Origin of the sequence: Pseudomonas soli, from assembly GCF_900110655.1 — a bacterium.
GTDB lineage: Bacteria > Pseudomonadota > Gammaproteobacteria > Pseudomonadales > Pseudomonadaceae > Aquipseudomonas > Aquipseudomonas soli.
Genome location: NZ_FOEQ01000006.1, coordinates 196,048 through 222,133, shown reverse-complemented (window position 1 = coordinate 222,133; position 26,086 = coordinate 196,048). Strand labels below are relative to the sequence as shown.

Below are 26,086 nucleotides of genomic sequence, written 5' to 3'. Positions count from 1 at the left end.
AAGAACACAAGACGTCATGAGGACGAGGATGAGTGCAACAAGACTGATCGCAGCCCTGGCCATGGTGCTGCTCAGTGCCTGCAGCAAGGACACGCCAAGCGAGCCTGCCCCCGAGGCGGCGCCCGCCACGGGAGTCACCCTGTACTTCAGCGCCGCCGCCGGGCTCAACCCCGGTGCCAGCGGCATGCCCGCGCCGGTACGGGTGCGCATCTACGAGCTGAAGAACAGCGCCGCCTTCGCCCGTGCCGACTATTTCGCCCTGGCCGAACGCGCCCAAGCCACCTTGGCCGCCGACCTGATCGACCAGGATGAAGTCCTGCTCCAGCCCGGCGAGCAGCTGCGCCTGGAGCGCCCGCTCGACCCGGCCACGCGCCAGGTCGGCCTGGTGGTCGGTTACCGCGAGGTCGACCGCGCCCAGTGGCGCAGCGTGCTGCCGGTACCGCCCCGTGACTATCAGATCAGCCTCGATGTGCGCGCCGTGCGCAGCGCCGTGGCCACCCCACAACCTGAGCCTGCCCGCTAGGCAATCGGAGAAAGCATGTCCTGGAACAATCGCGTGGTCTGGTCGGAAGGGATGTTCATCACCACCCAGCACTTCCAGCAGCACGACCGCTACCTGGAAAACTTCGTCGATGCCCGCAGCCGGCCGCTCAGTGCCGCCGCCTGGGGCTTTTCCGAACTGCTGATCGATCAGGGCCTGCTGGCCCAGGGCAAGCTGGCGATCCTCAGCGCCCGTGGCCTGCTGCCGGATGGCACGCCGTTCGATATTCCCCGTGACGACCTGCCGCCCGCGCCGCTGGAGATTCCCGACGACCTGCGCAACGGTGTGATCCACCTCGGTCTGCCGCTCAAGCGTGCCGGCGCCCGCGATACCGTCGACGACGGCGAGGTGCCTGACGGTGCGCGGTACGTTAGCCGCGTCAGCGAAGTGCGCGACGACAACGCCCCGTTCGAAAACCGCGCGCCGCTTGCCCTGGGCAGCCGTGCCCTGCGCCTGCTGCGCGCCGAGGATGGCCTGAGCGACTATGCCGCGTTGGGCGTGGTGCGTATCCGCGAGAAGCGTGCCGACCGCGCACTGGTGCTGGATGACAGCTACATCCCGCCGCTGCTCGATGTGGCCACCAGCAACCAGCTCTCGGGCTTTCGTGGCGAGCTGCTGGGCCTGCTGCACCAGCGCGGCGAAGCCTTGGCCGGGCGCGTGGTCGCCTCGGCCAATGGCGGCGCCTCGGAGATCGCCGACTTCATGCTGCTGCAACTGGTCAACCGCGCCCAGCCGCTGGTCGAGCACCTCAACCAGCTGACGCCGCTGCACCCCGAGCGGCTGTACAGCGAGCTGGTGGCCCTGGCCGGCGAGTTCGCCACCTTCACCCGCGATGGCCGCCGTCCGGAAAGCTACCCGGTGTACCAGCACGACGACCTGGCGGCGACCTTCGCCCCGGTAATGGCCGCGCTGCGCGAGGCGCTGTCGATGCTGATCGACAGCAAGGCCGTGGCCATCCCGCTGGTCGAGAAGGCCTACGGCATCCATGTCGGCATGCTCGCCGACCGCAGCCTGCTCGACAGCGCCAGCTTCGTGCTGGTGGTGCGCGCCGACGTGCCCAGCGAGACCCTGCGCAGCCGCTTTGGCCAGCAGAGCAAGATCGGCGCGGTGGAGCACATCCGCGACCTGGTCAACCTGCAACTGCCGGGCATCGGCCTGCTGCCGCTGCCGGTGGCGCCACGGCAGATTCCGTTCCACGCCGGTTCCACCTACTTCGAACTCGACCGGGGCAGCGAACACTGGAAGCAACTGCAGCATTCCGGTGGTTTTGCCTTCTACGTCGCTGGCGAGTTCCCCGGCCTGAACCTGGCCTTCTGGGCCATTCGAGGATAAGCCGCGATGCAATCGGACGATCCGCTCGCCAACGACCGCACCCAGTTCATGCCGCGCCCCGGTGGCCGTGGCCCGCAACCGGCCGCGCCGGGGCCTGCGCAAGCTGCGCCGCCGCCACCCCTGAACGTGCCGGCCGAACCGCTGGCGCCGGGCCAGGCGGCGGGCCTGAACCCGCTGGAGCAGGCGGCCGGTCCATTGTTGGCGCTGCTCACGCGCCTGCGCAACACCATCGCCCATCCGGCCCCGGCCAGCCTGCGTGCGCAACTGCTGGCCTACCTGCGCCAGTTCGAAGAGCGTGCCGAGGCCGCCGGGGTGCCGCGCAACGAGGTGCTGCTGGCGCGCTATGCCTTGTGCACCGCGCTCGACGAGGCGGTGCTGAGCACGCCCTGGGGCAGCGCCAGTGACTGGGGCAAGCAGAGCCTGCTGATCACCGTGCACAACGAGGCCTGGGGCGGCGAGAAGGTGTTCCAGCTGATGGAGCATTGCCTGCAGAGCCCGCGTGAACGCCTGCACCTGCTGGAGTTGCTGTACCTGTGCACCAGCCTGGGCTTCGAAGGCCGCTACCGGGTGATGAACGGTGGCCGCGCCCAGCTCGAGGCCCTGCGCGAACGCACCGCCGCGACCATCCGCAGCGCCCGTGGCGAGTTCGAGCGCGAGCTGTCGCCGCACTGGCGCGGTGTCACCGTGGCCCGCGATCGCCTGGCGCAGTTCGTGCCGCCCTGGGTCGGCCTGGCGGTGGCCCTGGCGTTGCTGCTGCTGGTGCTGTTCGGCCTGCGCCTGAAGCTGGCGGCCGACGCGGAGCCTGTGTTCCGCGGCATTCATGCCCTGGGCGAGATCCCGGTGCAGGCCATGGATCGTCCGGTGGTGCAGCCCAAGCCCGTGGAGCGTCCGCGCCTGGCCGGTTTCCTCGTCGAAGACATCAAGGCCGGCCGGGTCGCCGTGCAGGACGCGGTGGACCGTTCGGTGGTGACCATCCGTGGCGACGAACTGTTCGCCTCGGCCAGCGCCAGCATCAAGGGCGACTTCGAGCCGTTGATGCTGCGCATCGCCGAAGCCGTGGCGAAAGTGAAAGGCAACGTGAAAGTCACCGGCCACAGCGACAACCAGCGCATCGCCACGCTGCGCTTCCCGTCCAACTGGGCGTTGTCCCAGGCCCGCGCCGAAGAGGTGAAGAACCTCCTCGCCGCCCGCACCGGCCAGCCCGAGCGCTTTACCGCGCAGGGCCTGAGCGACACCGAACCGCTGACGTCAAACGACAGCGCGCAAGGCCGGGCGAAGAATCGCCGGGTTGAAATCACCGTTCTGGCGGAGGGCGTCGAGTGAAGGCGTTTTTCAGTTTTGTCATTCGCTGGGTAGTTCCGCTGCTGGGCCTGCTGGCCCTGAGCCTGATCATCTGGTTCCTCGGCCCGCTGCTGGACATGCTGGTGCCTGCCGCTCCGCGCCTGGTGCTTATCGGCCTGTTGTTCGCGGTGTGGGTCGCCTACCGCGTGTGGCGCATCGTCCAGGCCCGCCGTCAGGCGGCCAAGGTCATGCAGAGCCTGGCCGCAGAGACCGCGGCGGACCCCGCCAGCGTGGCCACCGCTGAAGAGCTGGCGACCCTGCGCCAGCGCATGGACGAAGCCCTGGTGCTGCTGAAGAAGGCACGCCTGGGTGGCGACGAGCGACGCAACCTGTATGAACTGCCGTGGTACGTGATCATCGGCCCGCCCGGCTCGGGCAAGACCACCGCGCTGGTCAATTCCGGCCTGCACTTCCCGCTGGCGGCGCAGCTGGGCGAGGGCGCCATCCGTGGGGTTGGCGGTACGCGCAACTGCGACTGGTGGTTCACCGACCAGGCCGTGCTGCTGGACACCGCCGGCCGCTACACCACCCAGGACAGTCATGCCCAAGTGGACAAGGCGGCCTGGCTGGGCTTCCTCGACCTGCTCAAGAGCCAACGCTCACGCCGCCCCATCGACGGCGCGTTCATCGCCATCAGCCTGTCCGACCTGCTGCTGGGCAGCGATGCCGAGCGCGCTGCCCACGCGGCGGCGATCCGTACCCGCATCCAGGAGCTGTACAGCCAGCTGGGCGTACGCTTCCCGATCTACCTGATGCTGACCAAGCTCGACCTGGTGCCGGGGTTCATGGAGTTCTTCGACACCCTGAGCAAGGAAGAACGCGCCCAGGTTTGGGGCATGACCTTCCCGCTCGACGATGGCCAGCAGGGCGACGGGCCGCTGGCGCAGTTCGGCAATGAATTCGCCTTGCTGGAACAGCGCCTGAACCAACGCCTGGTCGAGCGCCTGCAGCAGGAGCGCGATCCGGCGCGGCGCGACCTGGTCTACGGCTTCGTCCAGCAGTTCGCCGCCTTGCGTGGCAACCTGAAAACCTTCCTCGACGGCATCTTCAAGCCCAACGCCTTCGAAGAGCGTGCGCTGCTGCGCGGTGTGTATTTCACCAGCGGTACCCAGGAAGGCAGCCCCATCGACCGCCTGATCGGCAGCATGGCCCAGAGCATGGGCCTGGACCGTGCCCATCTGGCACGACAGAACGGCACCGGGCGCAGCTACTTCATCGAGAAGCTGTTCAGCGCCGTGGCCTTCGCCGAGCGTGGCCTGGTTGGCAGCAACCCGAAGATCGAGCAGCGGCGCAAGTGGATCGCCCGTGGCGCCCTGGCCCTGAGCGTGGCCCTGGTGCTGGTGGTCGGTACCCTGTGGACACTGAGCTACCGCGCCAACCAGCAATACATCGCCGAGGTCGACAGCCGCCTCAAGCCGCTGGGCAAGAGCGTGCAGGAGCTGAGCCCGGCGCAGCGCAACGTGGTCGAGGTGCTGCCGCTGCTCAATGGCGTGCGCCGCCTGGCCGAGGATCCGCCCGGCTGGGCCGAGGGCCTGGGGCTGTACCAGGGCGACATGCTCGAAGGCGAGTCGGACAGCGTCTACCGCAAGCTGCTGATCGCCATCTTCGCCCCGCGCCTGGTCACCCGCATCGAGGAGCAGCTGTATGGCGGTGGTCCGTCCGACTACCTCTACGAGGGGCTCAAGGCCTACCTGATGCTGGCCGACGGCGAACACTATGACGCCGAGTTCATCAAGGCCTGGGTCACCCTCGACTGGGAGCGCAGCCTGCCGCGCGACCTGGCCCCGGACCTGCGCCAGGCCCTGGAGCAGCACCTGGCGGCGCTGTTCGACAAGCGTCCGCCGAACGCCCGCCTGGACCAGCGCCTGATCGACGATACCCGCCGCCAGCTGCAGCAACTGCCGGTGGCGCAACGGGTCTACGATCGGGTCAAGCGCCAGAAGCTGCCCGCCGGGGTCAGCGACTTCCGCGTCAGCGATGCCGCCGGGCGTGACGCCGCGCTGGTGTTCCGCTTCAAGGACGGCAAGCCGCTGAGCGAACCGCTGCCGGGCATCTTCACTGTCGAGGGCTACCGCAAGGCCTTCCTCGCCGCCAGCCTGGCCCACAGCGAGACCCTGGCCGAGGAGCGCTGGGTGCTGGGTCGCGAGGCCAGCGAATCGGCCGATGCCAAGCGCCTGTCCGACGATGTGCTGCAGCTGTACTACCAGGACTACATCCGCCATTGGGATGCCTTGCTGGCCGACCTGGACTTCGTGCCGATCACCAGCGTCGGCCAGGCCGCGGATGTGCTGCGGGTGTTGTCCGGGCCGACTTCGCCGATGAAGAAGCTGCTGCAGGCGGTCGCCAAGGAGACCAACCTGGAGCAGCCGACCACCCTCGACAAGGTCCAGGCCAAGGCTGAACAGGCGGGCGTCGATCAACTGCGCCAGCGCCTCGGCGGCCTGCTCGGCGATGCCCCGTTGCCCAGCGACAACCCGGCCGCCCGCGAGGTGGACCCGGTCACCGCGCACTTCGCTGAACTGGCCGCGCTGGTGGAAACCGGCGAAGGCCAGCCTGCCGCCATCGACGGCCTGCTTACCGACCTCAATGCCCTGTACGTTCAGGTCAGCGCCATGGTCGGCGCCAGTGGCGATGCGCTGCTGGGCGAGGCCAAGAACCAGGCCCAGGCTGCGGCGCAGCGTGTTGCCCTGGGGGCCGCGCGTCAGCCGAAGGTGGTGCAGAACCTGGTGAGCTCGGTGCTTGGCTCGACCCACAACCTGGTCATGGGCGGGGTGCGCAATCAGCTCAACGCCGCCTGGACCAGCGAGGTGGTGAACGTCTATCGCCAGTCCCTCAGCGGTCGCTATCCGTTGGTGGCCGGCAGCTCTCGGGATGCGACCCTGGAGGACTTCGGCCTGTTCTTCGGCGTCGGCGGGGTGATGGACAACTACTTCCGCAAGTACCTGCAACCCTACGTCAACACCTCCAGCACCCCCTGGAGCTGGCAGCCGGGCGCGGCGCAGAAGCTGGGGATCAACAGCAACGTGCTTTACACCTTCCAGCGCGCGGCGAGCATCCGTGACGCGTTCTTCCGCAACAGCAACGGCGTGCAGCCGGGGGTGCGCTTCGAGCTCAAGCCGGTGGCGATGGACGCGACCATCACCCAGTTCCTGCTCGACCTCGACGGCCAGCAGGTGAGCTACGACCACGGCCCGAGCCGGCCGGTGGCGTTGCAGTGGCCGAACCCCAACAGCATTGGCGTGGTGCGCCTGTCAATCTCGCCGCCCTCGGCCAGCGGTCGTTCGGGGCTGACCGTGGAGGGGCCGTGGGCCTGGTTCCGCCTGCTCGACCAGTCCGACCTGGTGGCCGGTGGCTCGCCGGAGCGCTTCAACCTGCGCCTGCGCGTCGACGGCGCCAGCGTGTCCTACGAGCTGCGTGCCAGCAGCGCCTTCAACCCGTTCCGCAGCCGAGTGCTCAGCGGTTTCAGCCTGCCGGAGCATCTGTGAACGACGTGGGTTTCTACGGAAAGCTGGCCTGCCGCGGCGACTTTGTCAGTCGCGGCCTGCCGCACGGTTTCATCCAGCCCTGGGACCAGTGGCTGGCGGCGGGGCTCCAGGCGAGCCAGCAGGCCTTGGGCGAGCGCTGGCTCGAGGCCTATCTGGTCAGCCCCTTGTGGCGTTTCGCCCTGGCGCCGGGGCTTTGTGGGCCAGAGGCGGTGGTCGGGGTGCTGATGCCGAGCATCGACCGGGTGGGGCGGTACTTCCCGCTGACCGTGGCCCAGGTGCTGGAACCGGGGGAGCCGTTGGCGCCTGTGGTGGCCGGGGCCGAGGAGTGGTTCGAGGCGGTCGAGGAGAGCCTGCTGGCGACGCTTGAGCCGGGTGCCGCCTTCGAGGATTTCGAGGCTGCCTTGCAGCCTTTTCGCGGTGCGAGGCCGCTTGTGCAAGAGCCGCGTGCGACGGTGGGCGGGTTGCAGCGGTTGGATGCGACCACGCCGCAGGGGCGCGCCCTGGCCTTGGCCGAATGCGCCTGTGAAGGCAAGAGCCTTTGGTGGGGCAGGGGTTCCGAACGGATCGCCCCGGGGCTGATGCGCTGCGCGGGCTTGCCGCGCAGCGAGGATTTCGCCGGTTTTCTATTGGGTAGCGAGGCGCGGATCGGATGACCGGCATGCAGTACACAGCGGCCAGCTACAGCCATGTCGGCATGGTGCGCAAGATCAATGAGGACGCCTGCCTGGAGTTGACCTGGGCAGGCCTGTGGGCGGTGGCCGACGGCATGGGCGGCCATGCGGCGGGCGATTATGTCAGCAGCCTGGCGGTCGATAGCCTGCGCAGCCTGCCGAGGCTCGATTCCCTGGACGACTTTGCCGGCGAAGTGCGCGACGGCCTCGCCTGGGTCAACGGCATCGTGCGCGAGGAAACCGCGCGCCGTGGCGTGGCGATGATGGGCAGTACCGTGGTGGTGCTGGCCGCCCGAGGCGACCAGGCCATCGGCCTGTGGGCCGGCGACAGCCGCCTGTACCGCCTGCGCGACGGCCGTATCGAGCGCCTGAGCCACGACCACAGCTACGTCCAGGAGCTGCAGGACAGCGGCCTGCTCAACGAAGCCGAAGCCCGTGTGCATCCTCGCGGCAACATCGTCACCCGCGCCATCGGCGTCGAGAACCACCTCGAGCTGCAGGCCGTCGCCTTGCAGGTGCAGCCCGGCGACACCTACCTGCTGTGCAGCGACGGCCTGAACAAGACCGCCGAGGACCACGAGATCGCCGAGGTGCTCGGCCACGCCGATCCTTATGAGGTGGTGCGCAGCCTCGTACACCTGGGGCTGACCCGTGGCGCCCCCGACAACATCACCGCCGTCGTCGTGAAGGCCAGCTGAAGACATCATGGACATGCAGATTCCCGGATTCGACATCGACAGCGAGCTTGGCCAGGGCGCCATGGCCAGCGTGTACCTCGCTACCCAGCGCTCCCTGGAGCGCAAGGTGGCGCTGAAGATCATGGCGGCGAGCCTGGCCGCCGACCCGACCTTCTGCGAGCGCTTCCTGCGCGAGGGCCGCACCCTGGCGCGGCTGGCGCACCCGAACATCGCCACCATCCATGACATCGGCAATGTCGGCGAGCTGTACTACATGGCCATGGAGTACCTGCCCAGCGGCACGCTGAAGGAGCGGATCGCCGAGGGGCTGACGCCCGAGCAGGGCCTGGCCTACGTACGCCAGATCGCCCAGGCGCTGGGTTATGCCCATGCCCAGGGCTTGGTGCATCGCGACGTCAAGCCTGCCAACATCCTGTTCCGCGCCGATGGCACCGCGGTGCTGTCGGACTTCGGCATCGCCAAGTCGCTGGATGACCGCACCCAGTTCACCCAGGCCGGTTTCGCCGTCGGCACGCCGAGCTACATGAGCCCGGAACAGGCGCGCGGCATGGAGATCGACGGGCGCGCCGACCTGTATGCACTGGGTGTGGTGCTGTACGAAATCCTCGTCGGCAAGCTGCCGTACAACGGCACCGATGCGTTGTCCACGGCGCTGGCACACCTGACCGAGCCGCTGCCGGAGCTGCCCATCGAACATGGCCGCTACCAGGACATCCTGCGCGGTCTGCTGGCCAAGGATCCCAACGAGCGCTTCGCCGACGCGGCGGCGTTGCTGGCCGCGCTGGACCGTCTGACGGTCCAGGCGCCGGCCGAGGACAACGACAGCACATTGGTTCGCCCGCTGCCGATCCCGCCACCGGCCATCCCGCTGCCGGTGTCCATCGATGTTTCGCAGGCCGTTACCGCTCCCGTGAGCGAGCCTGCCCGGCGGTCCGAACCCAAGCCCGCGCCTGCTGTGAAGCCCGCCTCGAACAAGCCGGCCAAGGCCGTGCTGGCGGTGGCGATAGCGGCGGCGCTGGGTCTGGGGGGCGCGTTCTTCTGGTTGCTTGGCGGCAATGACGCGCCCGCGCCTGAAACGCCGGTGGTGCAGGCGCCCGCCGACAGCGTGGTCCCCACCCAACCCAAAGTCACGCCGGTGGCCGCCTCGGACGACGGTCGTCCACTGCTGATGCCCGGCAAGAAGACCCTGTTCCAGCGTGTGCTGACCAAGCCCGATGCCCAGCTGGTTGCCCAGCCCGGCGATGCCTCGGGCGAGACACTGCCGGCTTTCTCCGTGCTCTATGTCTACCAGCGCAAGGACGTCGGCGGCCAGGCCTGGGTCCAGGTCGGCGCCGCCAGCGACGGCCAGCGCGAGGGTTGGCTGCCGGCGGCGCAGACCAGCGACTGGAAACAGAGCCTGGTGCTCAAGTTCACCGAACGCTCGGGCCGCTCGCCGGTGATGTTCATGCGCCAGGTGGACGATGTGCAGCATCTGCTCGACGACACCCCGCTGGCTCGCGACAGCCTGCTCAAGGCGCAGAACAACCCCGACCAGGTGCCCCAGGTGATGGCCCTGGAACCGGCGGCCAGCGCCGTGCCGCAGAACCAGTTCTACCTGATGCCGATCTTCGACTACCGCGAAAGCTTCGACGCCGGTGGCCAGCCGGTGCAACTGCTCAACATCGCCTCCATCGACCCCGGTGCCAGCGCCCGCGACAGCGCGCCCCAGGTGGCCGGCGTCGCGGCGGTCGGCGACAACAGCTTCCGTACCGGCATCGTCCTGGTGGTGGACACCTCGGTGTCCATGCAGCCGTACATCGATCGGGTACGCCAGGTGGTCAGCGAGCTGCAGCAGCAACTGGCGGCCCGTGGCGAGCTGGACAGCGTCAGCTTCGGCTTGGTCGGCTTTCGCAACAGCGTCAAGCGCACCCCGGGCCTGGAGTACCTGAGCAAGACCCTGGTCAGCCTGGAGCAGGGCCGCGACCCGGCGCGTTTCCTCAAGGCCGCCTCGCAGGTCAAGGCCACCAGTGTTTCCAGCCACTCGTTCAACGAGGACGCCTTCGCCGGCGTGATGCAGGCGGTCGAGGGCATGGACTGGTCCGGCTACGGCGGGCGCCTGATCCTGCTGGTCAGCGATGCCGGCGCACTGCGCAAGAACGACCCGTTCAGCAGCACCCAGATGAACGAAGCCGAAGTGCGCCAGGCCGCGCTGAGCAAGCAGATCAAGATCTACGCCCTGCACCTGCGCACCCCCGCCGGGGTCAAGAACCACGGCGCGGCCGAGTCCCAGTACCGCGTGCTTACCGCCGACAGCAACCCGCAGATCGGCGACCTCTACGTCAGCGTGCCGGGCGGTGAAGTCGGTGCTTTCGGCGACCGCGTGCGCGAGATCGGCTCGACCTTCGCCGAGCTGGTGCACCAGGTGCGCAACCAGCAACCGCAACCCGTACCGCTGCTGACCTCGGCCTCGAGCCTGGCGGCCAAGTCGCAGGCCATCGGCTACGCCATGCACATGGACTTCCTGGGCCGCCATGGCGCCAGCCAGGCGCCGCAACTGGTCAGCGCCTGGACCGCCGACCGCGACCTGACCAACCCGACGCTGCCGACCCTGCAGGTGTGCGTGATGCTGACCAAGCTGCAGCTCAACGACCTGCAGCAGTCGCTCAAGCTGATCGTCGATGCCGCGCGCAAGACCCGCAGCTCGCCGGGCGACTTCTTCAACGAAATCGCCAGCGCCAGTGCCTACATGAGCCGCGACCCCGGCGCGTTGCGCAAGGGCGCCAACCTGGCCCAGGGCGGCGTGCTCGGCGAATACCTCGACGGCCTGCCGTACCGCAGCAAGTCCCTGAGCATGACCCAGGACCTGTGGCTGTCGCTGTCGGTGGCCGAGCAGGAGGACTTCATCGACGAGCTGGACTCGAAGATCCGCCTGTACGAAACCTTCCACAACGACATGGCCAACTGGGTGCGCTTCGGCAAGGCCGAGCCGGGCGACGCCCTGTACCGTGTCCCGCTGTCGACGCTGCCGTGATGATCCGTCTGGACGGGGTGCGCAAGACACGCGGGCAGGGTGCCCAGCGTTACAGCCTGGAGATTGACCGGCTGCATCTGGCGGCGGGCGAGCGGGTGGCGCTGGTCGGGCCCAGCGGCTGTGGCAAGAGCACCTTGCTCGACCTGCTGGCGCTGGTGCTGGCGCCGGACGCGGCGCAGGGCTTTGCCCTGGGCGGCGAGGATGTCGCCGGGCTGTGGCGTGCCCGGCAGCTCGACCGCCTGGCCAGCTGGCGCAGCCGTCACCTGGGCTATGTGCTGCAGGCCGGTGGGTTGCTGGGTTTTCTCGATGTGCGCGGCAATATCCGCCTGCCACGCCAGTTGCTGGGGCTCGGCGATGACGGCAGCGTCGAGCGTCTGGCCGAAGCGCTGGATGTGCACGACCAGCTGGGCAAGAAGCCCGCGACCCTGTCCATCGGCCAGCGCCAGCGGGTCAGCTGTGCCCGTGCCCTGGCCCATGGCCCGGCATTGTTGCTGGCCGATGAACCCACGGCGTCCCTGGACCCGGTGAACGCCGATAGGGTGATGCAATTGCTGTTGCGCGAAGCCGAGGCGTGCCAGGTGACCTGCGTGGTCGCCACCCATGACGAAGCCCTGGCTCACAAGGCCGGGCTGACGGTGCTGCGCATGGCCTGCCGGCGCGACACCGACGGCGGCGTCACGGCGAGCCTGGAGAGGGCCGCTTGATGCGCCCGCTGCTGATCGCCGGGCTGGCCTGGCAGGACTTCCGCAACGATGCGCGGTTGTCGGCGTGCGCCGTGCTGGCGCTGGTGGCGGTGATCGCGCCGTTGCTGGTGCTGTTCGGGCTGAAGTTCGGCCTGGTCGGCAGCCTGACCGAGCGGCTGCAGCGCGACCCGGGTGTGCGCGAGATCATTCCGCTGGGCGGTGGACGCTTTCGCGCCGAGTTCATCGAGGAACTGGCCCAGCACCCGCGAGTGGCCTTTGCCATTCCGCGCACCCGGCAGATTGCTGCCACTGCCGAGCTGTTGCTGCCGGCCCATGGGCGTGGCCTGACGGTGGAAATGCTGCCCACCGCCGAGGGCGACCCCTTGCTGGCGCAGGTAGCTCCGCCAGACGGCCTGCAACAGGTGGTGCTGAGCTTTACCGCCGCGGAAAAGCTCGGTGCCAGGGCCGGGGACGAACTGCAGGCCAGCTTCAGCCGCCAACAGGCCGGGCAGATGCAATGGCGACGCACGCGCCTGCAGGTCAGCAGCGTGCTGCCTCTGGCAGCGTTCGAGCGCGATGGCCTGTTTGCCTCGCTGCAACTGCTCGAAGCCGTCGAGGATTACCGCGATGGCCGCGCCGTGGCTGCGCTGGGCTGGCAGGGGGAGGAGCAAGGCAGCGCGTCAGCGCGGGTGTACCCGGCCTTGCGCCTGTATGCCCGCGAACTGAACGATGTCGAGCCGCTTCGCCAGTTCTTCGCCGAACGCAAGCTGCTGGTTTCCACACAGGCCGCGCAGATCGCCCAGGTGCAATCGCTCAGCCGCAATCTCGACCTGGTGTTCTGGATCATTGCCAGCCTGGCCGTGGCCGGCGCCGTAGCGGCAATCGCCGCAGGCGCAGTGGCGGCGGTCGAGCGCAAGCAGCGCGAGCTGGCAGTGCTGCGTCTGTTGGGCTTCGGCACGGCCGCACTGCTGTTGTTCGTGATGCTCCAGGCGCTCTACAGCGGGCTGCTGGCCGCCGCCGTGGCGGGGCTGTTGTACCTGCTGGCCGAACATGGCCTGAACCGACTTTTCATGCAGGTGCCCGGCGAGTTCGCCAGCCACCTGCTGCCCATGCACTACCTCGTTGCGTTGTGTGCCGTGCTGCTGGCCAGCACCGCCGCCGCCGCCTTGGGCGGCTGGCGGGTGGCGCGCATCGAGGCTTGCCAAGGAATACGTGATGTCTGATCGCCGCCTCGGGGCTGCCGCCCTGCTCCTGACCGCTTTGAGCCTGGGCGCCTGCTCCCCGGCCGATGGTGACGACAAAGCCAAGCCAGTTGCCCAGGCGCAGCCGGGGACTGAAAGCAAGTTCGACAACCCCAAGCCGTTGCCGGGCGATGTCAGCCTGCCGCTGCCGTGTGGCGGTGAGCTGGTGCTGCGCAGTGTCTATGTGTTGGCCCAGGGCAGCCTCGACGACCGCGAGGTCAACCTTGGCTACCCGTTCAGCGAAGGCGAGGCCGGCTACAAGCAGTCGTTCATCTCCGGTTACCGACGCGACTTCATCAATGGCCAGTTCAGCCTGCAGGACCTGGCGCCACAGTGGCAGAAGGCGGTTGCGCCAAGCCTGCCGAAGGTCGAGAAAGGTGGCCCGCTCACGCCGATGATGTACTTCATCGGCAAGTACGAAGTGACTGCCCGCCAATACGCCCAGGTGATGGCCCAGGCGCCGTCGCTGGCCGGTGGTGACGCGGCACCGGCCTGCGAGGCGAACAACGACGCGGCGGGGCGTCTGCCCAAGGTAAAACTGTCGCGCTTCGAGGCCGAACGCTTCGCCGCCGTCTACAGCGCCTGGCTGATGAAGCATCACCGCGACCTGCTGCCGGTCAGCGGCCGAGGCAGCAAGGCCGAGGATGGTGGCGTGGGCTTCGTGCGCCTGCCCACCGAGGTGGAATGGGAGTTCGCCGCCCGTGGCGGTTCGGCGGTCAGCCGCCAGGAGCTGGAAGGGCGGTTGTTCCCGCGTAAGGTCGAAGGCGCCGACAGCGAAGGGCCGCTGGGCGACTTCGCGGTATTCAACCAGGTCGCCGGTGGTACCGGGCAGGCGGCGCGGCTGATGCCGATCGGCACCAAACAGCCCAATCCGCTGGGCTTGTTCGACGTGATCGGCAATGCCGCCGAGATGGTCCAGGAGTCGTTCCAGCTGGTCAACGCCGGGCGCCTGCAAGGCGCCTACGGCGGCTTCGTGGTCAAGGGCGGCAACTACCTCGAAGGCGAGGGCACCTTGTTCACCGGCATGCGCCGCGAGTACCCGCTGTTCGGCGTCGACGGCACCGAGCAGCGCAACGAGACCACTGGTTTCCGCGTGGCCATCGGCGCCTTGTCGGCGCCGCGCTCGCGCTACCAGGAACTGTTCGAGCAGTGGCAAAAGGAAGGTCGCCTGGCCGGCCTGACCGACGACATCGACGCCGCCCAGGATCCGACCAAGCGCCTGGACAGCATCATCGCCGCCGCCACCGACCCGCGCCAGCAGGCCGAGCTGGGGCTGGTCAACGAAGAGCTCAAGCGCAATGTGTCGCTGATCGCCCGCCAGCGCGAGGAAGCGGCCGGCAACCTGATCCAGTCCGCCGCCCTGGTGGCCGAAACCGTCAATAACTACAACATTCGCCTGACCAACCTGCAGAACACCCAGGCCAAGGCCGAGGCTGCCGGCGACCAGACCAGCGCGCGCATGTACGGCGCGGCCATCGCCAATGGCCGCGCCGCCCTCGACGGCGCCGTGGCGATCTACATCGACAACCTGGCCAGCGGCACGCGCTACACCGACGCGGTGATCCAGGCGCAGTTCCAGCGGGTCAAGGAAGAGCTCAATCGCAAGCCTGTGCTGGGCAACAGCCTGGTCACCCGCGCCACCCTGTTCGTCCGCCACGTTGGGGAGTACCGCCAGAACCGGCGGGCCGATCCGGCGACGATCCTCAAGGAGCTGCTGGCATCGGCCGCCCCGCGACCCTAAGGACAGCTTCGACAGAAAGGACTCCCGGGTGGCACGAAGCCCCCGGTCACCCAGAAACCCAAGAAGAGAAACCAGACCATGTTCACCCGCAAACCCCTGATTACCGCATCCCAGGCCCGTACCGCACTGCTGCTGGCAGCCGGTTTCAGCACCGTGCTGTTGAGCGGTTGCGCCAGCTCGCCGGCGTCCAAGGTTGGCGCCACGACCAAGGTCGAGTACTACCCCAACTGCTACGAGCCGGTGCAGCACCTGCGCTCCACCGACGGCGACATGACCCGCTCGGTCGCCACTGGCGCGCTGCTCGGCGCGGTCGGCGGCGCCCTCACCGGCGCCCTGGTCGACAAGGAAAAACGCGGCCGTAATGCCGCCATCGGTGCCGCTGGCGGCGCCCTGGTCGGTGGTGCCGCCGGTTACTACACCGAGCGCCAGAAACAGATCAGCGACGACAAGCAGCGCATCGCTTCGTACGCCACCGACATCAACAAGAGCGCGGCCGACATGGACCGCACCACTGCCTACGCCAAGTCGTCGCAGAGCTGCTACCAGCGCGAGTTCGCCAGCCTGATCCAGAACCGCAAGGCTGGCCGCATCAACGACACCGAGGGCCGCAAGCGCCTGGCCGAGATCGTCGCCGGCCTGCAGGAGTCGAACAACCTGCTGACTGCCGTGAATGGGCGTCTGGGTGAAAACCTCAACAACTACACCCAGGCCTACGAGCAGGACCTCAAGCAGGTGGGCGTGCAGCGCACCGAAGTGGTCGCCGTGGCCGAGCCGCCGAAGGTGGCGACCACCGGCAAGAAGAAGGATGTGAAGAAGGTCCAGCCGGCCAAGACCAACACCAAGGTGCCACAGGAAGCGGTGGCCACCGAGAAGACCCTGCAGAACGCCAACGGCAAGAAAGCCGAGGCCCAGCAGGTGGCCAAGGCGGGTACCGACCAGGTCAACGCCATGTGCCGCAACCCGGATATGGGTGACTGGGCGCCGGTGCCGTGCCCGAACGTGTGATACCGCAGCAGGGGGCGCTTTGCGCCCCATTCGCTGCGGTTCGTCGCCACGACAAGCCTCAGCGAATGGGCTGCGAAGCAGCCCCGAGGACACCGAGCATTGTGTAAGGAAAACGATTCGTGACAGACCTGCTCTCCAATCCCCTGGGCAGTACTTCGCAATTCATGGCGCGCCAGCGCATGCAGGGCCGCATCGATCAGCAGAAGCTGTTCAAGGCCATCGACGCCGACCCCGGCATCGTCGGCGCAGGTGTCGTGTACATCGATGCCGATTACAACGTCATCACCCTGCGCGAGTTCCAGCCTATCTGCAGCATCAAGCCCAAGCGCATCATTCTGCGCGAGGCGCCTCGCTACACCTCGCCCGAGCAGTTCATGAACCAGTTGCAGACCAACCCACGCGAAGCTCGGGTGGTGAAGGAAGCAGTCAACACCACATTATCCTGCGCCGGCGCCGTGCTGGGCTGGATCGTCATGTTCAGCGGCACCATCGCCGTGCCGTTTTCCGGCGGAGCCAGCTTGGCGTTGACTGTCGCAGGCTATGCCGCGGCAACCGCCAGTACCGCGCAATGCGGGATAGGCCTGGTGCGGACCGCTTTCGAGGCAACCGACCCTTCGCTCAATGACGCGCTGGACCAGGAGGCGTGGTACCAGGCGGCCACTCCTGTGCTCGATGCCGTGTCGCTGATGGGCGTGGGGGCTTCAGGGCTTACGACGCTGAAGTTTCTCCAGGTGCGCAAGGCGGCGACCGGCAACAGCTGGTATCAGCTGACCCGTTCGCTGAGTCGACAGCAACGCAAGGCACTCACCACGGAATTGCTGATGATCAAGCATCCGACCCTGACGGCCAAGCAGTTGAAGCTCCGCCAAAGTGCGGGTGAGCTGGTCAAACGTTTCACGCCTACGCAGATCAGTCATTCCACGCAGACGCTGATCAAGGACTCACTGGGTGGCTTCATTGGCCTTGCCGGCAGCGGTACTGTGCAGGGGATGGCCGTAGGGCTTTACGAGGAAATCACCGAATGACCCGGCATCCTGAGCTGAAGGGTTTTCTCCAGCGTTACTTCGGTGTGTTCATCGCTGCCTACTTTTCGTCGATCATCGCCGTCGCCTGGACCTTTGCATTGGTGTGGAGCACCTATTGCCGAAGCTGCTCGAAGGACGGGGTACTTCCCTGGAGCCTGCTGGCGACATTGACAGTCTTCATGCTGGGACACGGCGCCGTGGTTCGCGGGCGCGCATGGGGCGCGTGGTTGGTGGCAGGGCTGTGCGTGGGATGCATGGTGCTCACGCTTGCGACCTATGGGCATCGTCCCAACCTGTTCATCTATACCAGCAGCCTGTTGGCTGCGTTGGTGACCTTGCTGTTGCTCAACTGCCAACGATACCGGGAGATGCGTATCCGCCTGGCGGAGTATCGGGCGAAGAGACGCCTGGCGCGACAGGCGCGCCGATGAGCTCGGATAGCTCGGCACGGTTCATGGCCCGTTACTTTCCTGTCTTCTTGCTGGGCATTTTCATGTCGATCCTTCCGGTGGCCATGACGGCGACGCTTTGGTTCGGCACTTACTGGCGTAACCATCCGGACAACCCTCTCTACACCGTGATGGTCACTGGTGGGCTGGTAGTGCTGTTGTGCCTGGGTCATATCGCGATGGTTCGCGGGCTGAATGGGGCACTGTGGATGATATTGCCAGTGCTGGCGGTTGCCTTGCTGACGGCGTTGAGCTTGATCGAGAGCAGTCTGCATACAGTGTTGCAGCTCGCGGCGCTGGTGCTGCCATTACTGGCAATGCTGGTGTTCAACAGCCAGCGGCATCGGGAGATGCGCCGGCTGTTGGTGGAACTGCGCAAGAAGAGGTGCTAGCCCGTTTCTACAGGTCCGCCGCAAGGGCGTCGATTTGCTCCTGCCGCTCGGCCTGGTTGACCCGTGCCCCGGGATTGAGCGTGGACCACTGCGGATGCGCCCGCGCCTTGCGCAAGGCCTCGGGCAGCTTGCCTTCGCGCCAGCCTTTGTCCTCCGGCGCCGCCAGGCGGATGCTGTCCTGCGCCGCGTGCCCGCGTGCCTCCAGGGCCAGTATCAACTGTTGCTGACGCAGGGCCAGCAGGCGCAGCACGGCGTCATCCACCGTCAGCTCGCGCTGGCCCTTGAGCTTGCCCATCAGGCGCGAGCCATAGTTGCGTGCGGTCTGCAAGGCGCCGCCGGCAATGGCCCCGGCGAGCGCGGCGGCACCCAGGGTGAGGCCGCCAACCAGCAGGTCGACGCCAGCACCTGCCGCCGCGCCCGCCGCCACGCCGCTGCCCAGGCGCACACCGAGCAGCTTCAGGGTCTCCGGATTGAACAGGTCGTCGCCCCAGCGCCCATCGAGCAGCGGCAGGTCGCCGGCATTGGCGTCCTCGCGCCGGAACGCATACAGCTTGAGCAGTGCCTCGACACAGCGTTGCTCGCGCTGGCGCACTGCCTGGCGCAGGGCTTCGACGGCCTGTGCTTCGGCGGCGGGCTCGGCCTCTACGCTGCGTCGGTAGGCGGCACAGTCGAGCAGCAGCTCAGCGACTAAACGCTTGCCACTGTGGCGGCGGGCTTCACGCTGAGCCTGCTGGTCATCGATCAGCCGTTGCAGGGCAGGGCGGGCCTCTTCCAGCAGCAGGGCCAGGCTTTCGTAGAGGCGGCGCTCGCCATCCTCGGGTGGGGCCACGCTGTCGAAACGCACCAGCGCATGCAGGCCCAGGCGCGCCAGGGCCTCGCGCCACTCGGGCTCGCGGTGCTGGCTGCTGGCAACGAAGTTGAGTACCGGCAACAGCGGCTTGCCGCAGCTGGCCAGCACCTCCAGCTCGTCGCGGTACTTGGCCAGCACCGGTTCGCGGGCGTCGATCACGTACAGCCCGGCATGGCTCGCCAGCAGCTGGCGCAGCACCTTGGCTTCCTGCTCGAAGCGCTGGCGCGCCTCGCTGCCCTGGAGGAAACGTTCAAGCCGAGCGGGACCGTCCAGGCGCTCGCCCGGGCGTTCGAGGCGCTCCAGGTAGTCGAGCAGGGCGATGGCGTCCTCCAGGCCAGGGGTGTCGTACAGCTCCAGCAACGGCTCGCCTTCCACCGACAGGCGGGCGCCTTCGACATGGCGCGTGGTGCTGGGGCGGTGCGAGACCTCGCCGAAGCCGACGTCGCGGGTGAGGGTGCGCAGCAGCGAGGTCTTGCCGACGTTGGTGTGGCCGACCACGGCCAGTTTCAGCGGCTCAGTCATGGCCATGCTCCAGCCAGGTCAAGGGCGAGGTGTCGGCATGGGACAGGCCCAGGCGGTCGAGGGCCTCGTGCCAGTCGCCCAGGCGTGCCGCGTCCAGGGCCTGTCCGGGTTGCGCCTGCAGCAGCCAGATGCGCGTGGCACCGGCGTTGCGCGCCAGTTCCGCAAGCAAGGCCAGGCTGCCACGGTCGGGCGAGCGACGCGGGTCGCAGGCAATGGCCAGACGCGCCGGGGGGAAGCGGCTGAGTTGCTCGAGCAATTTGTTGCGCGACTCGCGGCTGTCGAGCACGCCCGCGTGGGTGACCGATCCGGGCAGGGCCGGTGGCCAGGGGCGCTGGTCGTCCAGCTCCAGGCCGACCAGCAGGGCACCGCCGCTGTCACGCTCCAGCTGGCCGGCCTCGAAGCGGGGCAGGGTGTCGGGGGCTGGGTCCTGCACGCCGAGGCGCTCGCTACGCGGCATCAGCGCTTCGCGCAGCTGCGCGTAGCCGGGCAGGTTGAGGTCCAGCGCCAGGCGCTCGCGGCCTTGGCGCCAGCGCCACAGGCACAGCGCGGCCAGCAGCAGGCGGGGCAGCAGGCCGTAGACCAGGACCACGCCGAGCAGCCAGCTGGCCCAGGCCTGGCGCGCCAGGTCGAGTGCCGGCAGGGTGTCGCCGCTGGCGCGAATCATCGCCTCGTCCGGCACGGCGAAACCCAGCAGCGAGGGCAGTGCGCCCAGGGCCTGGGTGAGGCTGATGAAGGGTTCGGCGGCAAGTAGCGTGGTTTCCCAGACGAAGCCGTAGCGTCGGGTCGCCAGCAGGGCCAGGAGCATGCCCAGCGCCGCGAGCATCGCCAGCGACCACAGGCCATGCACCAGCAGGCCGAGCAGCCAGCGGTTCAGGCGCTGGCGCTGCAGCAGCACCAGCAGCGCGGGGGCCAGTTGCGCGGCCTTGGCGTCACGGGCAAAACGCTCGCTTAGCCACAGCCACAGGCGGCCCAGCGCCGCGCCATGCTCACCGGCGAAGAAGAAACCCACGGCCCAGCCGAGCAGCAGCACGAGGTTCAGCCCGAGCAGGCTGCCAAGGGCCCAGAACACGTTCACCGGCCGCTGGCCGTCGCCCAGGGCCGCCAGCCCCAGGCCGGCGCCACTGAACAAGGCCAGGACCATCAAGCTCAGCAATGCCAGCCGTGCGCCCTGCTTCCAGTGGTGCAGCGCCGTGTCCATGCCGTCGCGCTCGGCCAGCCACAAGGCGCGTGCCTCGATGCGCGTGGCCAGGTCGCCGCCTTGGTGGCGGGCGCGGCGGTTGGCTTCCTGGTCTTCCAGGGGGCCGGCGTGTTCCTCGCGCAGGCGTACCGCTTCGGTGAGCCAGCGCTTGTCGAGTGGAGTGGGTGCAGTCACAAGCTCTTCCATTGCACAGGTCTGGCCGCAAGCATAACCCACGCGCCCGGTGCTATCCTCGCCGGCATGAATACATCACTCCCCCTAAGCCTGATCGCGGCGCTCGCCGAGAACCGTGTGATCGGCATCGACAACACCATGCCCTGGCACCTGCCGGGGGACTTCAAGTACTTCAAGGCCACTACCCTGGGCAAGCCGATCATCATGGGGCGCAAGACCTGGGATTCGCTGGGCCGGCCATTGCCGGGGCGGCTGAATATCGTCGTCAGCCGTCAGCCGGGGCTGCAACTGGCCGGTGCCGAAGTGTTCGCCTCGCTGGAGGCGGCACTGGTGCGCGCCGAGCAGTGGGCGCGGCAGCAGGGCGTCGGGGAATTGATGCTGATTGGCGGTGCGCAGCTGTATGGGCAGGCGTTGGAGAAAGGGCTGGTGAGCCGGATGTACCTGACCCGGGTGGAATTGTCGCCGCAGGGTGATGCCTGGTTCCCGGAATTCGACAACGGGCAGTGGCAGTTGACCTCAAGCGAGGCGCAGTCCGAAGCGGACAAGCCGGCCTATCACTTCGAAGTCTGGGACCAGGTCTGAAAATGGGGCTGCTCAGCAGCCCCCGGTAATGTGTCAGGAGTGACTCAGCTCAGCATGTTGGTCCCCACTCAGCACCTGCTGGTCGGTCTGCTTCAAGAGCTGGCTCGTCACAACGCCGGCAGTCATCGAACCGTTCACGTTCAACGCCGTGCGGCCCATGTCGATCAGCGGTTCCACCGAGATCAGCAGCGCCACCAGTTCCACCGGCAGGCCCATGGCCGGCAGCACGATCAGCGCGGCGAAGGTCGCGCCGCCGCCGACGCCGGCAACGCCTGCCGAGCTGAGGGTGACGATGGCCACCAGCGTGGCGATCCACAGCGGGTCGAAGGTATCGATGCCCACTGCCGGGGCGACCATCACTGCCAGCATCGCTGGATACAGGCCGGCGCAGCCGTTCTGGCCTATGGTGGCACCGAACGACGCGCTGAAGCTGGCGATCGACTGCGGCACGCCCAGGCGCAGGGTCTGCGCCTCGATGTTCAGCGGGATGCTGGCGGCGCTGGAGCGGCTGGTGAAGGCGAAGGTCAGCACCGGCCAGACTTTACGGAAGAAGCGTAGCGGGTTGACGCCGGTCAGCGCCAGGATCACCCCGTGGACCACGAACATCAGGCCCAGGCCGATGTACGACACCACCACGAAGCTGCCCAGCTTGAGGATGTCGTCGAGGTTGGAGCTGGCCACTACCTTGGTCATCAAGGCCAGCACACCGTAGGGGGTGAGTTTCATCACCAGGCGCACCAGGCGCATGACCCAGGCCTGCAGTACGTCGATGGCCGACAGGGCGCGCTCGCCCTTGTCCTTGTCGTCCTTGATCAACTGCAAAGCGGCCAGGCCCAGGAACACGGCGAAGATCACCACGCTGATGATCGAGGTCGGCTTGGCCCGGGCCAGGTCGCCGACCGGGTTGGTCGGGATGAACGACAGCAGCAGTTGCGGGATGTTGAGGTCGGCGACCTTGCCCGCGTAGTCGCTGTGGATGGCCTGCAGGCGGGCGCTTTCCTGGGCACCGGCCACCAGCCCCTCGGCACTCAGGCCGAACAGGTTGGTCAGGGCGATACCGAGCAGCGCGGCAATCGCGGTGGTCAGCAGCAGGGTGCCGATGCTCAGCACACTGATGCGGCCCAGCGCCGAGGCGTTGTGCAGGCGGGCCACGGCGCTGAGGATCGAGGCGAAGATCAGCGGCATGACGATCATCTGCAGCAAACCGACGTAGCCATTGCCGACCAGGTCGAGCCAGCCGATGGTGGCCTTGAGCACCGGGTGCCCGGCGCCGTAGATGGTGTGCAGCACCAGGCCGAAGCCGACGCCGAAGGCCAGGCCCAGCAGCACCTTCTTGGCCAGGCTCCAGTCGGTGCGACGGGTTTGCGCCAGGCCCAGCAGCAGGGTCAGGAACGCCAGCAGGTTGAGTGACAGCGGCAGGTTCATTGAAGCTCCGGAAAAAGGCAAAAGAGGCATCGCCTCTGTGAGCGATTACGAACGGAAATGCTAACAGCCTGAAAACAAACGAATTTATACCTAAAAGGAATTTGCATAGTCGTTTATGGAATAACGCCTGGTCGTTTTTGGCAATACACATGGCGTTTGCGGTTGCTTCGAGGTCGGTGGCGCATGCCTGCCTGTCACAAATCAGGTCTAGGGTTGAGCGGCCACGTCCTTGGGAGAACCGCATATGAAGTCAGCTCCGAAAATCCTTGCCGGCGGCCTTGCCCTGTTGCTCAGTGCCAGCAGTTGGGCGGCCACCGAGCTCAAGCACTGGCCGGCCGAAGCCGCACAGAAGCTCGACGCGATGATTGCCGCCAACGCCAACAAGGGTAACTACGCGGTATTCGACATGGACAACACCAGCTACCGCTTCGACCTCGAAGAGGCGCTGCTGCCGTTCATGGAAAACAAGGGCCTGCTGACCCGCGACAAGCTCGATCCCTCGCTCAAGTTGATTCCGTTCAAGGACAGCGCCGAGCACAAGGAGAGCCTGTTCAGTTACTACTACCGCTTGTGCGAACTCGACGACATGGTCTGCTACCCCTGGGTGGCCCAAGTGTTCTCGGGCTTCACTCTCAAGGAACTGAAGCAGCAGGTCGACGAGCTGATGGCCTCGGGCAAGCCGATCCCCAGCACCTACTTCGAGGGCGACCAGGTCAAGAGTATCGAGGTGCAGCCGCCGAAGGTGTTCACTGGCCAGGCCGAGCTGTACAACAAGCTGATGGAGAACGGCATCGAGGTCTATGTGATCTCGGCGGCGTCCGAAGAGCTGGTACGCATGGTCGCCTCCGATCCCAAGTACGGCTACAACGTCAAACCACAGAACGTGATCGGTGTGAGCCTGCTGCTCAAGGACCGGGCCAATGGCCAACTGACCACCGCACGCAAGCAGATCAGCGCCGGGCAGTACGATCCCAAGGCCAACGAGGGCCTGGAGTTGACCCCGTACCTGTGGACGCCGGCTACCTGGATGGCGGGCAAGCAGGCGGCGATCCTGACCTACATCGATGAGTGGAAGAAACCGGTGCTGGTGGGGGGCGACACCCCGACGAGCGATGGCTACATGCAGTTCCATGGCGTCGATGTGAACAAAGGCGGCATCCACCTGTGGATAAACCGCAAGGCCAAGTACATGGATCAGCTCAACGGCATGATCGCGAAGAATGCAGCGGCCCAGGCCAAGGAAGGTTTGCCGGTGACGGCGGACAAGAACTGGGTGATTGTGACGCCGGAGCAGATTCAGTAAGGACTTCGAGTACGGATTCAGCTTGTATTTGCCATGTTATTGGATCCAATATCAATGATGTCCTAATGGCATCATTGGGGCAGCCCTGGCATGGCAATCCGCACTCAACGATTTCTTTATCACCTAACAAGTGTTGCAAACGTCCCCTCGATTTTTCAGCGTGGACTGCTCCCACGGAACGTGCTGGAGGAGGAGCAGTTCACCGATATTGCTGATGCGGAAATCATTCTGGGCCGCCGTCAGCAGGGCCTTGAGCAGTATGTGCCCTTTCATTGGTTTGCCAAGAATCCGTTTGATGGAAGGGTCTATCAGAATCGACCTGATGAAGAGTTTGTGCTGGTCGCTGTGGAAAGGAGACATGCGCAGACACATAACTGGAACGTCATAGCTCGACATCCCTTATCGGGTAGTCGTTTTGAGCTGTTAGGGTATGACGAAGGTGTCGAAGCTATAGATTGGGATCTTATGGACCGGCGGGATTACCATGATCAGGAATGCAAGCATGTCTGTATGGCAGAATGTCTTGCCCCCGGGCCCGTCCCCGTTTCTCAGTTCGCAAATCTACACACCTTCCGATGACATCTGGAGATATGTAAGGTCGCAAGCTGTGGTTGCCGGGTTCAGGAACCTCTGGATCGATGCCAATAGGAATATGTTCCCTGCCCGATGACGTATACCAGACTTAACCCAAGCAAAGCCCTGATCTGGCGAATCGTCCATCGCGACAACCTCCCGTGGCTGCTGGACAACGGCTTGTGTGCGGTTTCCAGAGGGAACCTCTCCAGTGGCTACGTCGGAATTGGCAATCCTGACCTGATCAGCAAGCGTTCCAGGCGAGCGGTGCCCATCGATCCCGGTGGGACGCTGGCAGACTACGTACCGTTCTATTTCACACCGTTCTCTGTGATGATGAAGAACATCCATTCAGGACGAGGCGTACAGCAACGTCGGAACGAGGAGATCGTGATTCTTGTCTCCAGCCTGTACCATGTGCGCTCCCTGGGCCTGCCCTTTGTCTTTACTGATGCTCATGCGTATCCGGACTGGGCAGGCTATTACAGCGATCTGGAACATCTGGACAAGATCGACTGGCAGATCCTGCAGTCCAGGGATTTCAAGCGCGACCCAGACGATCCACGAAAAATGGAACGCTATCAGGCTGAAGCCTTGATCCACGGGCACGTTCCGGTCGCTGGCCTTCTGGGGATTGTCTGCTACAACGAAGCTTTGCAACGTCGTGTTGATCAGGAGGTCCGGCAACGTCAGCTGGATCTTCCCGTGCATGCTCGACCTGGGTGGTATTTCTGATGATTCGCTTTACGCAAGGTAACCTGCTGGAGGCCAAGGCCGAAGCGCTGGTTAACACAGTAAACACCGTAGGGGTGATGGGTAAAGGCATTGCGCTGATGTTCAAGGAGCGCTTTGTAGAGAACTATCGTCTGTACGCGGCTGCCTGCAAAGCGGACGAAGTCGTCACTGGAAAGATGTTCATCACTGAGGTTCGCGAGCTGGACGGCCCGCGCTGGGTTGTGAACTTTCCGACCAAGCGTCATTGGCGTTCTCCATCACAGCTTGCCTGGATCACGGATGGCCTTTATGACTTACGGCGTTTCATCCTTGCCAATGCTGTGAGCTCCATAGCAATCCCCCCACTGGGTGCGGGTAATGGTGGGTTGCCATGGGCTGCTGTGCGCGAGCAGATTGAAGTGGTGCTGGGGGATCTGGATACCGACGTGCTGGTTTTCGAACCCACGAGCAAATATCAGAATGTCTCCAAGCGCACAGGGGTCGAGAAGCTTACCCCTGCCCGAGCGCTCATAGCCGAGTTGGTGCGTCGTTATTGGGTACTTGGCATGGAGTGCAGCTTGCTGGAGATCCAGAAGCTGGCGTGGTTCCTGGAACGTTCAATCGAGCGCTTTACTCCCGATGACAACCCGCTCAACCTGCAGTTCAGTGCTCACAAGTACGGTCCATACACTAACCGGCTGGAGCATCTGCTGAATAACCTTGATGGTAGTTATCTGCATTGTGACAAGCGTATCGGTGATGCTGGCCCCTTGGATGTGATTTGGTTCGATGAGGGCCGTAAGGCTTTCGTTGATACTTACTTGCACAGCGAGGCCAAGGCCTATTTACCTGCGTTGGAGTTCACAGCTGAGCTGATTGATGGCTTTGAGTCTCCGTTTGGTATGGAGCTTCTGGCCACGGTTGACTGGTTGCTTCATCGGGATGGGGTGGCACCAACGGTCGATGCCATTCGGGATGGGTTGAAGAACTGGTCCGGCGGAAAGGAAGCTGCCACCCGCAAGAGTGCCTTGTTCGATGATGACTCTTTGTCAGTGGCGCTCAAAAAGCTCTCGGCATTCCACGTTCAAAGTGCTTCACCAGTACATTGACCGAGTCAGATCGGCAAGAAAA

General features: G+C 66.0%; 22 protein-coding genes. 19 read left to right on the top strand and 3 right to left on the bottom strand.

Annotation, left to right across the window (positions count from 1 at the left end; all coding sequences use genetic code 11):
- Window positions 1–28 precede the first annotated feature (28 nt).
- The 14 genes from tssJ (at window position 29) to BMY03_RS15425 (ending at window position 17,614) form a co-directional block, all read left to right on the top strand.
- A complete protein-coding gene (gene tssJ, locus BMY03_RS15490) occupies window positions 29–523 on the top strand; it encodes a type VI secretion system lipoprotein TssJ (protein ID WP_094011582.1) in 495 nt (164 codons plus the stop codon).
- 15 nt (window positions 524–538) lie between these two features.
- The gene (gene tssK / locus BMY03_RS15485; protein ID WP_094011581.1) at window positions 539–1,873 is read left to right on the top strand and encodes a type VI secretion system baseplate subunit TssK; all 1,335 of its coding nucleotides are present in this window, start codon (window positions 539–541) and stop codon (window positions 1,871–1,873) included.
- Between the two features lie 6 nt (window positions 1,874–1,879).
- Complete coding sequence (locus BMY03_RS15480) at window positions 1,880–3,196, top strand: DotU family type VI secretion system protein (RefSeq protein WP_094011580.1); 1,317 nt, start codon at window positions 1,880–1,882, stop codon at window positions 3,194–3,196.
- A complete protein-coding gene (gene tssM / locus BMY03_RS15475; RefSeq protein ID WP_094011579.1) occupies window positions 3,193–6,699 on the top strand; it encodes a type VI secretion system membrane subunit TssM in 3,507 nt (1,168 codons plus the stop codon). Before BMY03_RS15480 ends, tssM begins: the two co-directional genes overlap by 4 nt.
- The gene (gene tagF / locus BMY03_RS15470) at window positions 6,696–7,352 is read left to right on the top strand and encodes a type VI secretion system-associated protein TagF (protein ID WP_094011578.1); all 657 of its coding nucleotides are present in this window, start codon (window positions 6,696–6,698) and stop codon (window positions 7,350–7,352) included. The genes tssM and tagF overlap by 4 nt, the downstream gene beginning before the upstream one ends.
- Window positions 7,349–8,068: a PP2C family protein-serine/threonine phosphatase gene (locus tag BMY03_RS15465; RefSeq protein WP_094011577.1), complete on the top strand. Its 720-nt coding sequence runs from the start codon at window positions 7,349–7,351 to the stop codon at window positions 8,066–8,068. Before tagF ends, BMY03_RS15465 begins: the two co-directional genes overlap by 4 nt.
- 7 nt (window positions 8,069–8,075) lie before the next feature.
- Window positions 8,076–11,078, top strand: coding sequence for a serine/threonine-protein kinase (locus tag BMY03_RS15460; RefSeq protein ID WP_094011576.1), 3,003 nt, complete (start codon window positions 8,076–8,078; stop codon window positions 11,076–11,078).
- Complete coding sequence (locus tag BMY03_RS15455) at window positions 11,078–11,782, top strand: ABC transporter ATP-binding protein (protein WP_038707186.1); 705 nt, start codon at window positions 11,078–11,080, stop codon at window positions 11,780–11,782. The genes BMY03_RS15460 and BMY03_RS15455 overlap by 1 nt, the downstream gene beginning before the upstream one ends.
- The gene (locus tag BMY03_RS15450) at window positions 11,782–12,984 is read left to right on the top strand and encodes an FtsX-like permease family protein (RefSeq protein ID WP_094011575.1); all 1,203 of its coding nucleotides are present in this window, start codon (window positions 11,782–11,784) and stop codon (window positions 12,982–12,984) included. Before BMY03_RS15455 ends, BMY03_RS15450 begins: the two co-directional genes overlap by 1 nt.
- Window positions 12,977–14,743, top strand: a complete 1,767-nt coding sequence (locus BMY03_RS15445; protein WP_038707188.1) for a formylglycine-generating enzyme family protein — start codon at window positions 12,977–12,979, stop codon at window positions 14,741–14,743. Before BMY03_RS15450 ends, BMY03_RS15445 begins: the two co-directional genes overlap by 8 nt.
- A 78-nt stretch (window positions 14,744–14,821) precedes the next feature.
- The gene (tagQ, locus tag BMY03_RS15440) at window positions 14,822–15,748 is read left to right on the top strand and encodes a type VI secretion system-associated lipoprotein TagQ (RefSeq protein WP_038707189.1); all 927 of its coding nucleotides are present in this window, start codon (window positions 14,822–14,824) and stop codon (window positions 15,746–15,748) included.
- Between the two features lie 164 nt (window positions 15,749–15,912).
- Entirely contained in the window at window positions 15,913–16,773 is an 861-nt protein-coding gene (ssp4, locus tag BMY03_RS15435; protein ID WP_052062269.1) for an Ssp4 family T6SS effector, read from the top strand.
- A complete protein-coding gene (locus BMY03_RS15430; protein WP_094011574.1) occupies window positions 16,770–17,204 on the top strand; it encodes a hypothetical protein in 435 nt (144 codons plus the stop codon). The genes ssp4 and BMY03_RS15430 overlap by 4 nt, the downstream gene beginning before the upstream one ends.
- 23 nt (window positions 17,205–17,227) lie before the next feature.
- On the top strand, window positions 17,228–17,614 hold the full coding sequence (locus tag BMY03_RS15425) for a hypothetical protein (protein ID WP_143067554.1): 387 nt from the start codon (window positions 17,228–17,230) through the stop codon (window positions 17,612–17,614).
- A 7-nt stretch (window positions 17,615–17,621) separates the two neighbouring features.
- Here BMY03_RS15425 and BMY03_RS15420 read toward each other — a convergent pair whose 3' ends face one another.
- Window positions 17,622–18,986, bottom strand: coding sequence for a GTPase/DUF3482 domain-containing protein (locus BMY03_RS15420; RefSeq protein WP_094011572.1), 1,365 nt, complete (start codon window positions 18,984–18,986; stop codon window positions 17,622–17,624).
- Entirely contained in the window at window positions 18,979–20,370 is a 1,392-nt protein-coding gene (locus BMY03_RS15415; protein WP_094011571.1) for a DUF2868 domain-containing protein, read from the bottom strand. The genes BMY03_RS15420 and BMY03_RS15415 overlap by 8 nt, the downstream gene beginning before the upstream one ends.
- 54 nt (window positions 20,371–20,424) lie before the next feature.
- Between BMY03_RS15415 and BMY03_RS15410 the strand changes: the two genes are divergently transcribed.
- On the top strand, window positions 20,425–20,940 hold the full coding sequence (locus BMY03_RS15410) for a dihydrofolate reductase (RefSeq protein ID WP_038707192.1): 516 nt from the start codon (window positions 20,425–20,427) through the stop codon (window positions 20,938–20,940).
- Window positions 20,941–20,973: 33 nt separating this feature from the next.
- Here the strand turns inward: BMY03_RS15410 and BMY03_RS15405 are convergent, their stop codons facing one another.
- Entirely contained in the window at window positions 20,974–22,365 is a 1,392-nt protein-coding gene (locus BMY03_RS15405; protein WP_038707193.1) for an L-cystine transporter, read from the bottom strand.
- A 244-nt stretch (window positions 22,366–22,609) separates the two neighbouring features.
- Here BMY03_RS15405 and BMY03_RS15400 point away from each other — a divergent pair, with 244 nt between their 5' ends.
- From BMY03_RS15400 to darG, 4 genes are all read left to right on the top strand, one after another.
- The gene (locus BMY03_RS15400; RefSeq protein WP_023629699.1) at window positions 22,610–23,668 is read left to right on the top strand and encodes an HAD family hydrolase; all 1,059 of its coding nucleotides are present in this window, start codon (window positions 22,610–22,612) and stop codon (window positions 23,666–23,668) included.
- 90 nt (window positions 23,669–23,758) lie between these two features.
- Window positions 23,759–24,247, top strand: a complete 489-nt coding sequence (locus tag BMY03_RS15395) for a DarT ssDNA thymidine ADP-ribosyltransferase family protein (protein ID WP_244891326.1) — start codon at window positions 23,759–23,761, stop codon at window positions 24,245–24,247.
- An 87-nt stretch (window positions 24,248–24,334) separates the two neighbouring features.
- On the top strand, window positions 24,335–24,976 hold the full coding sequence (gene darT / locus BMY03_RS15390; protein WP_094011570.1) for a type II toxin-antitoxin system toxin DNA ADP-ribosyl transferase DarT: 642 nt from the start codon (window positions 24,335–24,337) through the stop codon (window positions 24,974–24,976).
- A complete protein-coding gene (gene darG / locus BMY03_RS15385) occupies window positions 24,976–26,064 on the top strand; it encodes a type II toxin-antitoxin system antitoxin DNA ADP-ribosyl glycohydrolase DarG (protein WP_094011569.1) in 1,089 nt (362 codons plus the stop codon). The genes darT and darG overlap by 1 nt, the downstream gene beginning before the upstream one ends.
- Window positions 26,065–26,086: the final 22 nt, after the last annotated feature.

Excerpts from the sequence above, each read along its gene's own strand:
- tssJ (WP_094011582.1), top strand. The coding sequence starts at position 29 with ATGAGTGCAACAAGACTGATCGCAGCCCTGGCCATGGTGCTGCTCAGT.
- tssK (WP_094011581.1), top strand. The coding sequence starts at position 539 with ATGTCCTGGAACAATCGCGTGGTCTGGTCGGAAGGGATGTTCATCACC.
- BMY03_RS15480 (WP_094011580.1), top strand. The coding sequence starts at position 1,880 with ATGCAATCGGACGATCCGCTCGCCAACGACCGCACCCAGTTCATGCCG.
- BMY03_RS15465 (WP_094011577.1), top strand. The coding sequence starts at position 7,349 with ATGACCGGCATGCAGTACACAGCGGCCAGCTACAGCCATGTCGGCATG.
- BMY03_RS15460 (WP_094011576.1), top strand. The coding sequence starts at position 8,076 with ATGGACATGCAGATTCCCGGATTCGACATCGACAGCGAGCTTGGCCAG.
- BMY03_RS15455 (WP_038707186.1), top strand. The coding sequence starts at position 11,078 with ATGATCCGTCTGGACGGGGTGCGCAAGACACGCGGGCAGGGTGCCCAG.
- BMY03_RS15450 (WP_094011575.1), top strand. The coding sequence starts at position 11,782 with ATGCGCCCGCTGCTGATCGCCGGGCTGGCCTGGCAGGACTTCCGCAAC.
- BMY03_RS15445 (WP_038707188.1), top strand. The coding sequence starts at position 12,977 with ATGTCTGATCGCCGCCTCGGGGCTGCCGCCCTGCTCCTGACCGCTTTG.
- tagQ (WP_038707189.1), top strand. The coding sequence starts at position 14,822 with ATGTTCACCCGCAAACCCCTGATTACCGCATCCCAGGCCCGTACCGCA.
- ssp4 (WP_052062269.1), top strand. The coding sequence starts at position 15,913 with ATGGCGCGCCAGCGCATGCAGGGCCGCATCGATCAGCAGAAGCTGTTC.
- BMY03_RS15430 (WP_094011574.1), top strand. The coding sequence starts at position 16,770 with ATGACCCGGCATCCTGAGCTGAAGGGTTTTCTCCAGCGTTACTTCGGT.
- BMY03_RS15425 (WP_143067554.1), top strand. The coding sequence starts at position 17,228 with ATGGCCCGTTACTTTCCTGTCTTCTTGCTGGGCATTTTCATGTCGATC.
- BMY03_RS15420 (WP_094011572.1), bottom strand. The coding sequence starts at position 18,986 with ATGACTGAGCCGCTGAAACTGGCCGTGGTCGGCCACACCAACGTCGGC.
- BMY03_RS15415 (WP_094011571.1), bottom strand. The coding sequence starts at position 20,370 with ATGGAAGAGCTTGTGACTGCACCCACTCCACTCGACAAGCGCTGGCTC.
- BMY03_RS15410 (WP_038707192.1), top strand. The coding sequence starts at position 20,425 with ATGAATACATCACTCCCCCTAAGCCTGATCGCGGCGCTCGCCGAGAAC.
- BMY03_RS15405 (WP_038707193.1), bottom strand. The coding sequence starts at position 22,365 with ATGAACCTGCCGCTGTCACTCAACCTGCTGGCGTTCCTGACCCTGCTG.
- BMY03_RS15400 (WP_023629699.1), top strand. The coding sequence starts at position 22,610 with ATGAAGTCAGCTCCGAAAATCCTTGCCGGCGGCCTTGCCCTGTTGCTC.
- BMY03_RS15395 (WP_244891326.1), top strand. The coding sequence starts at position 23,759 with ATGGCAATCCGCACTCAACGATTTCTTTATCACCTAACAAGTGTTGCA.
- darT (WP_094011570.1), top strand. The coding sequence starts at position 24,335 with ATGACGTATACCAGACTTAACCCAAGCAAAGCCCTGATCTGGCGAATC.
- darG (WP_094011569.1), top strand. The coding sequence starts at position 24,976 with ATGATTCGCTTTACGCAAGGTAACCTGCTGGAGGCCAAGGCCGAAGCG.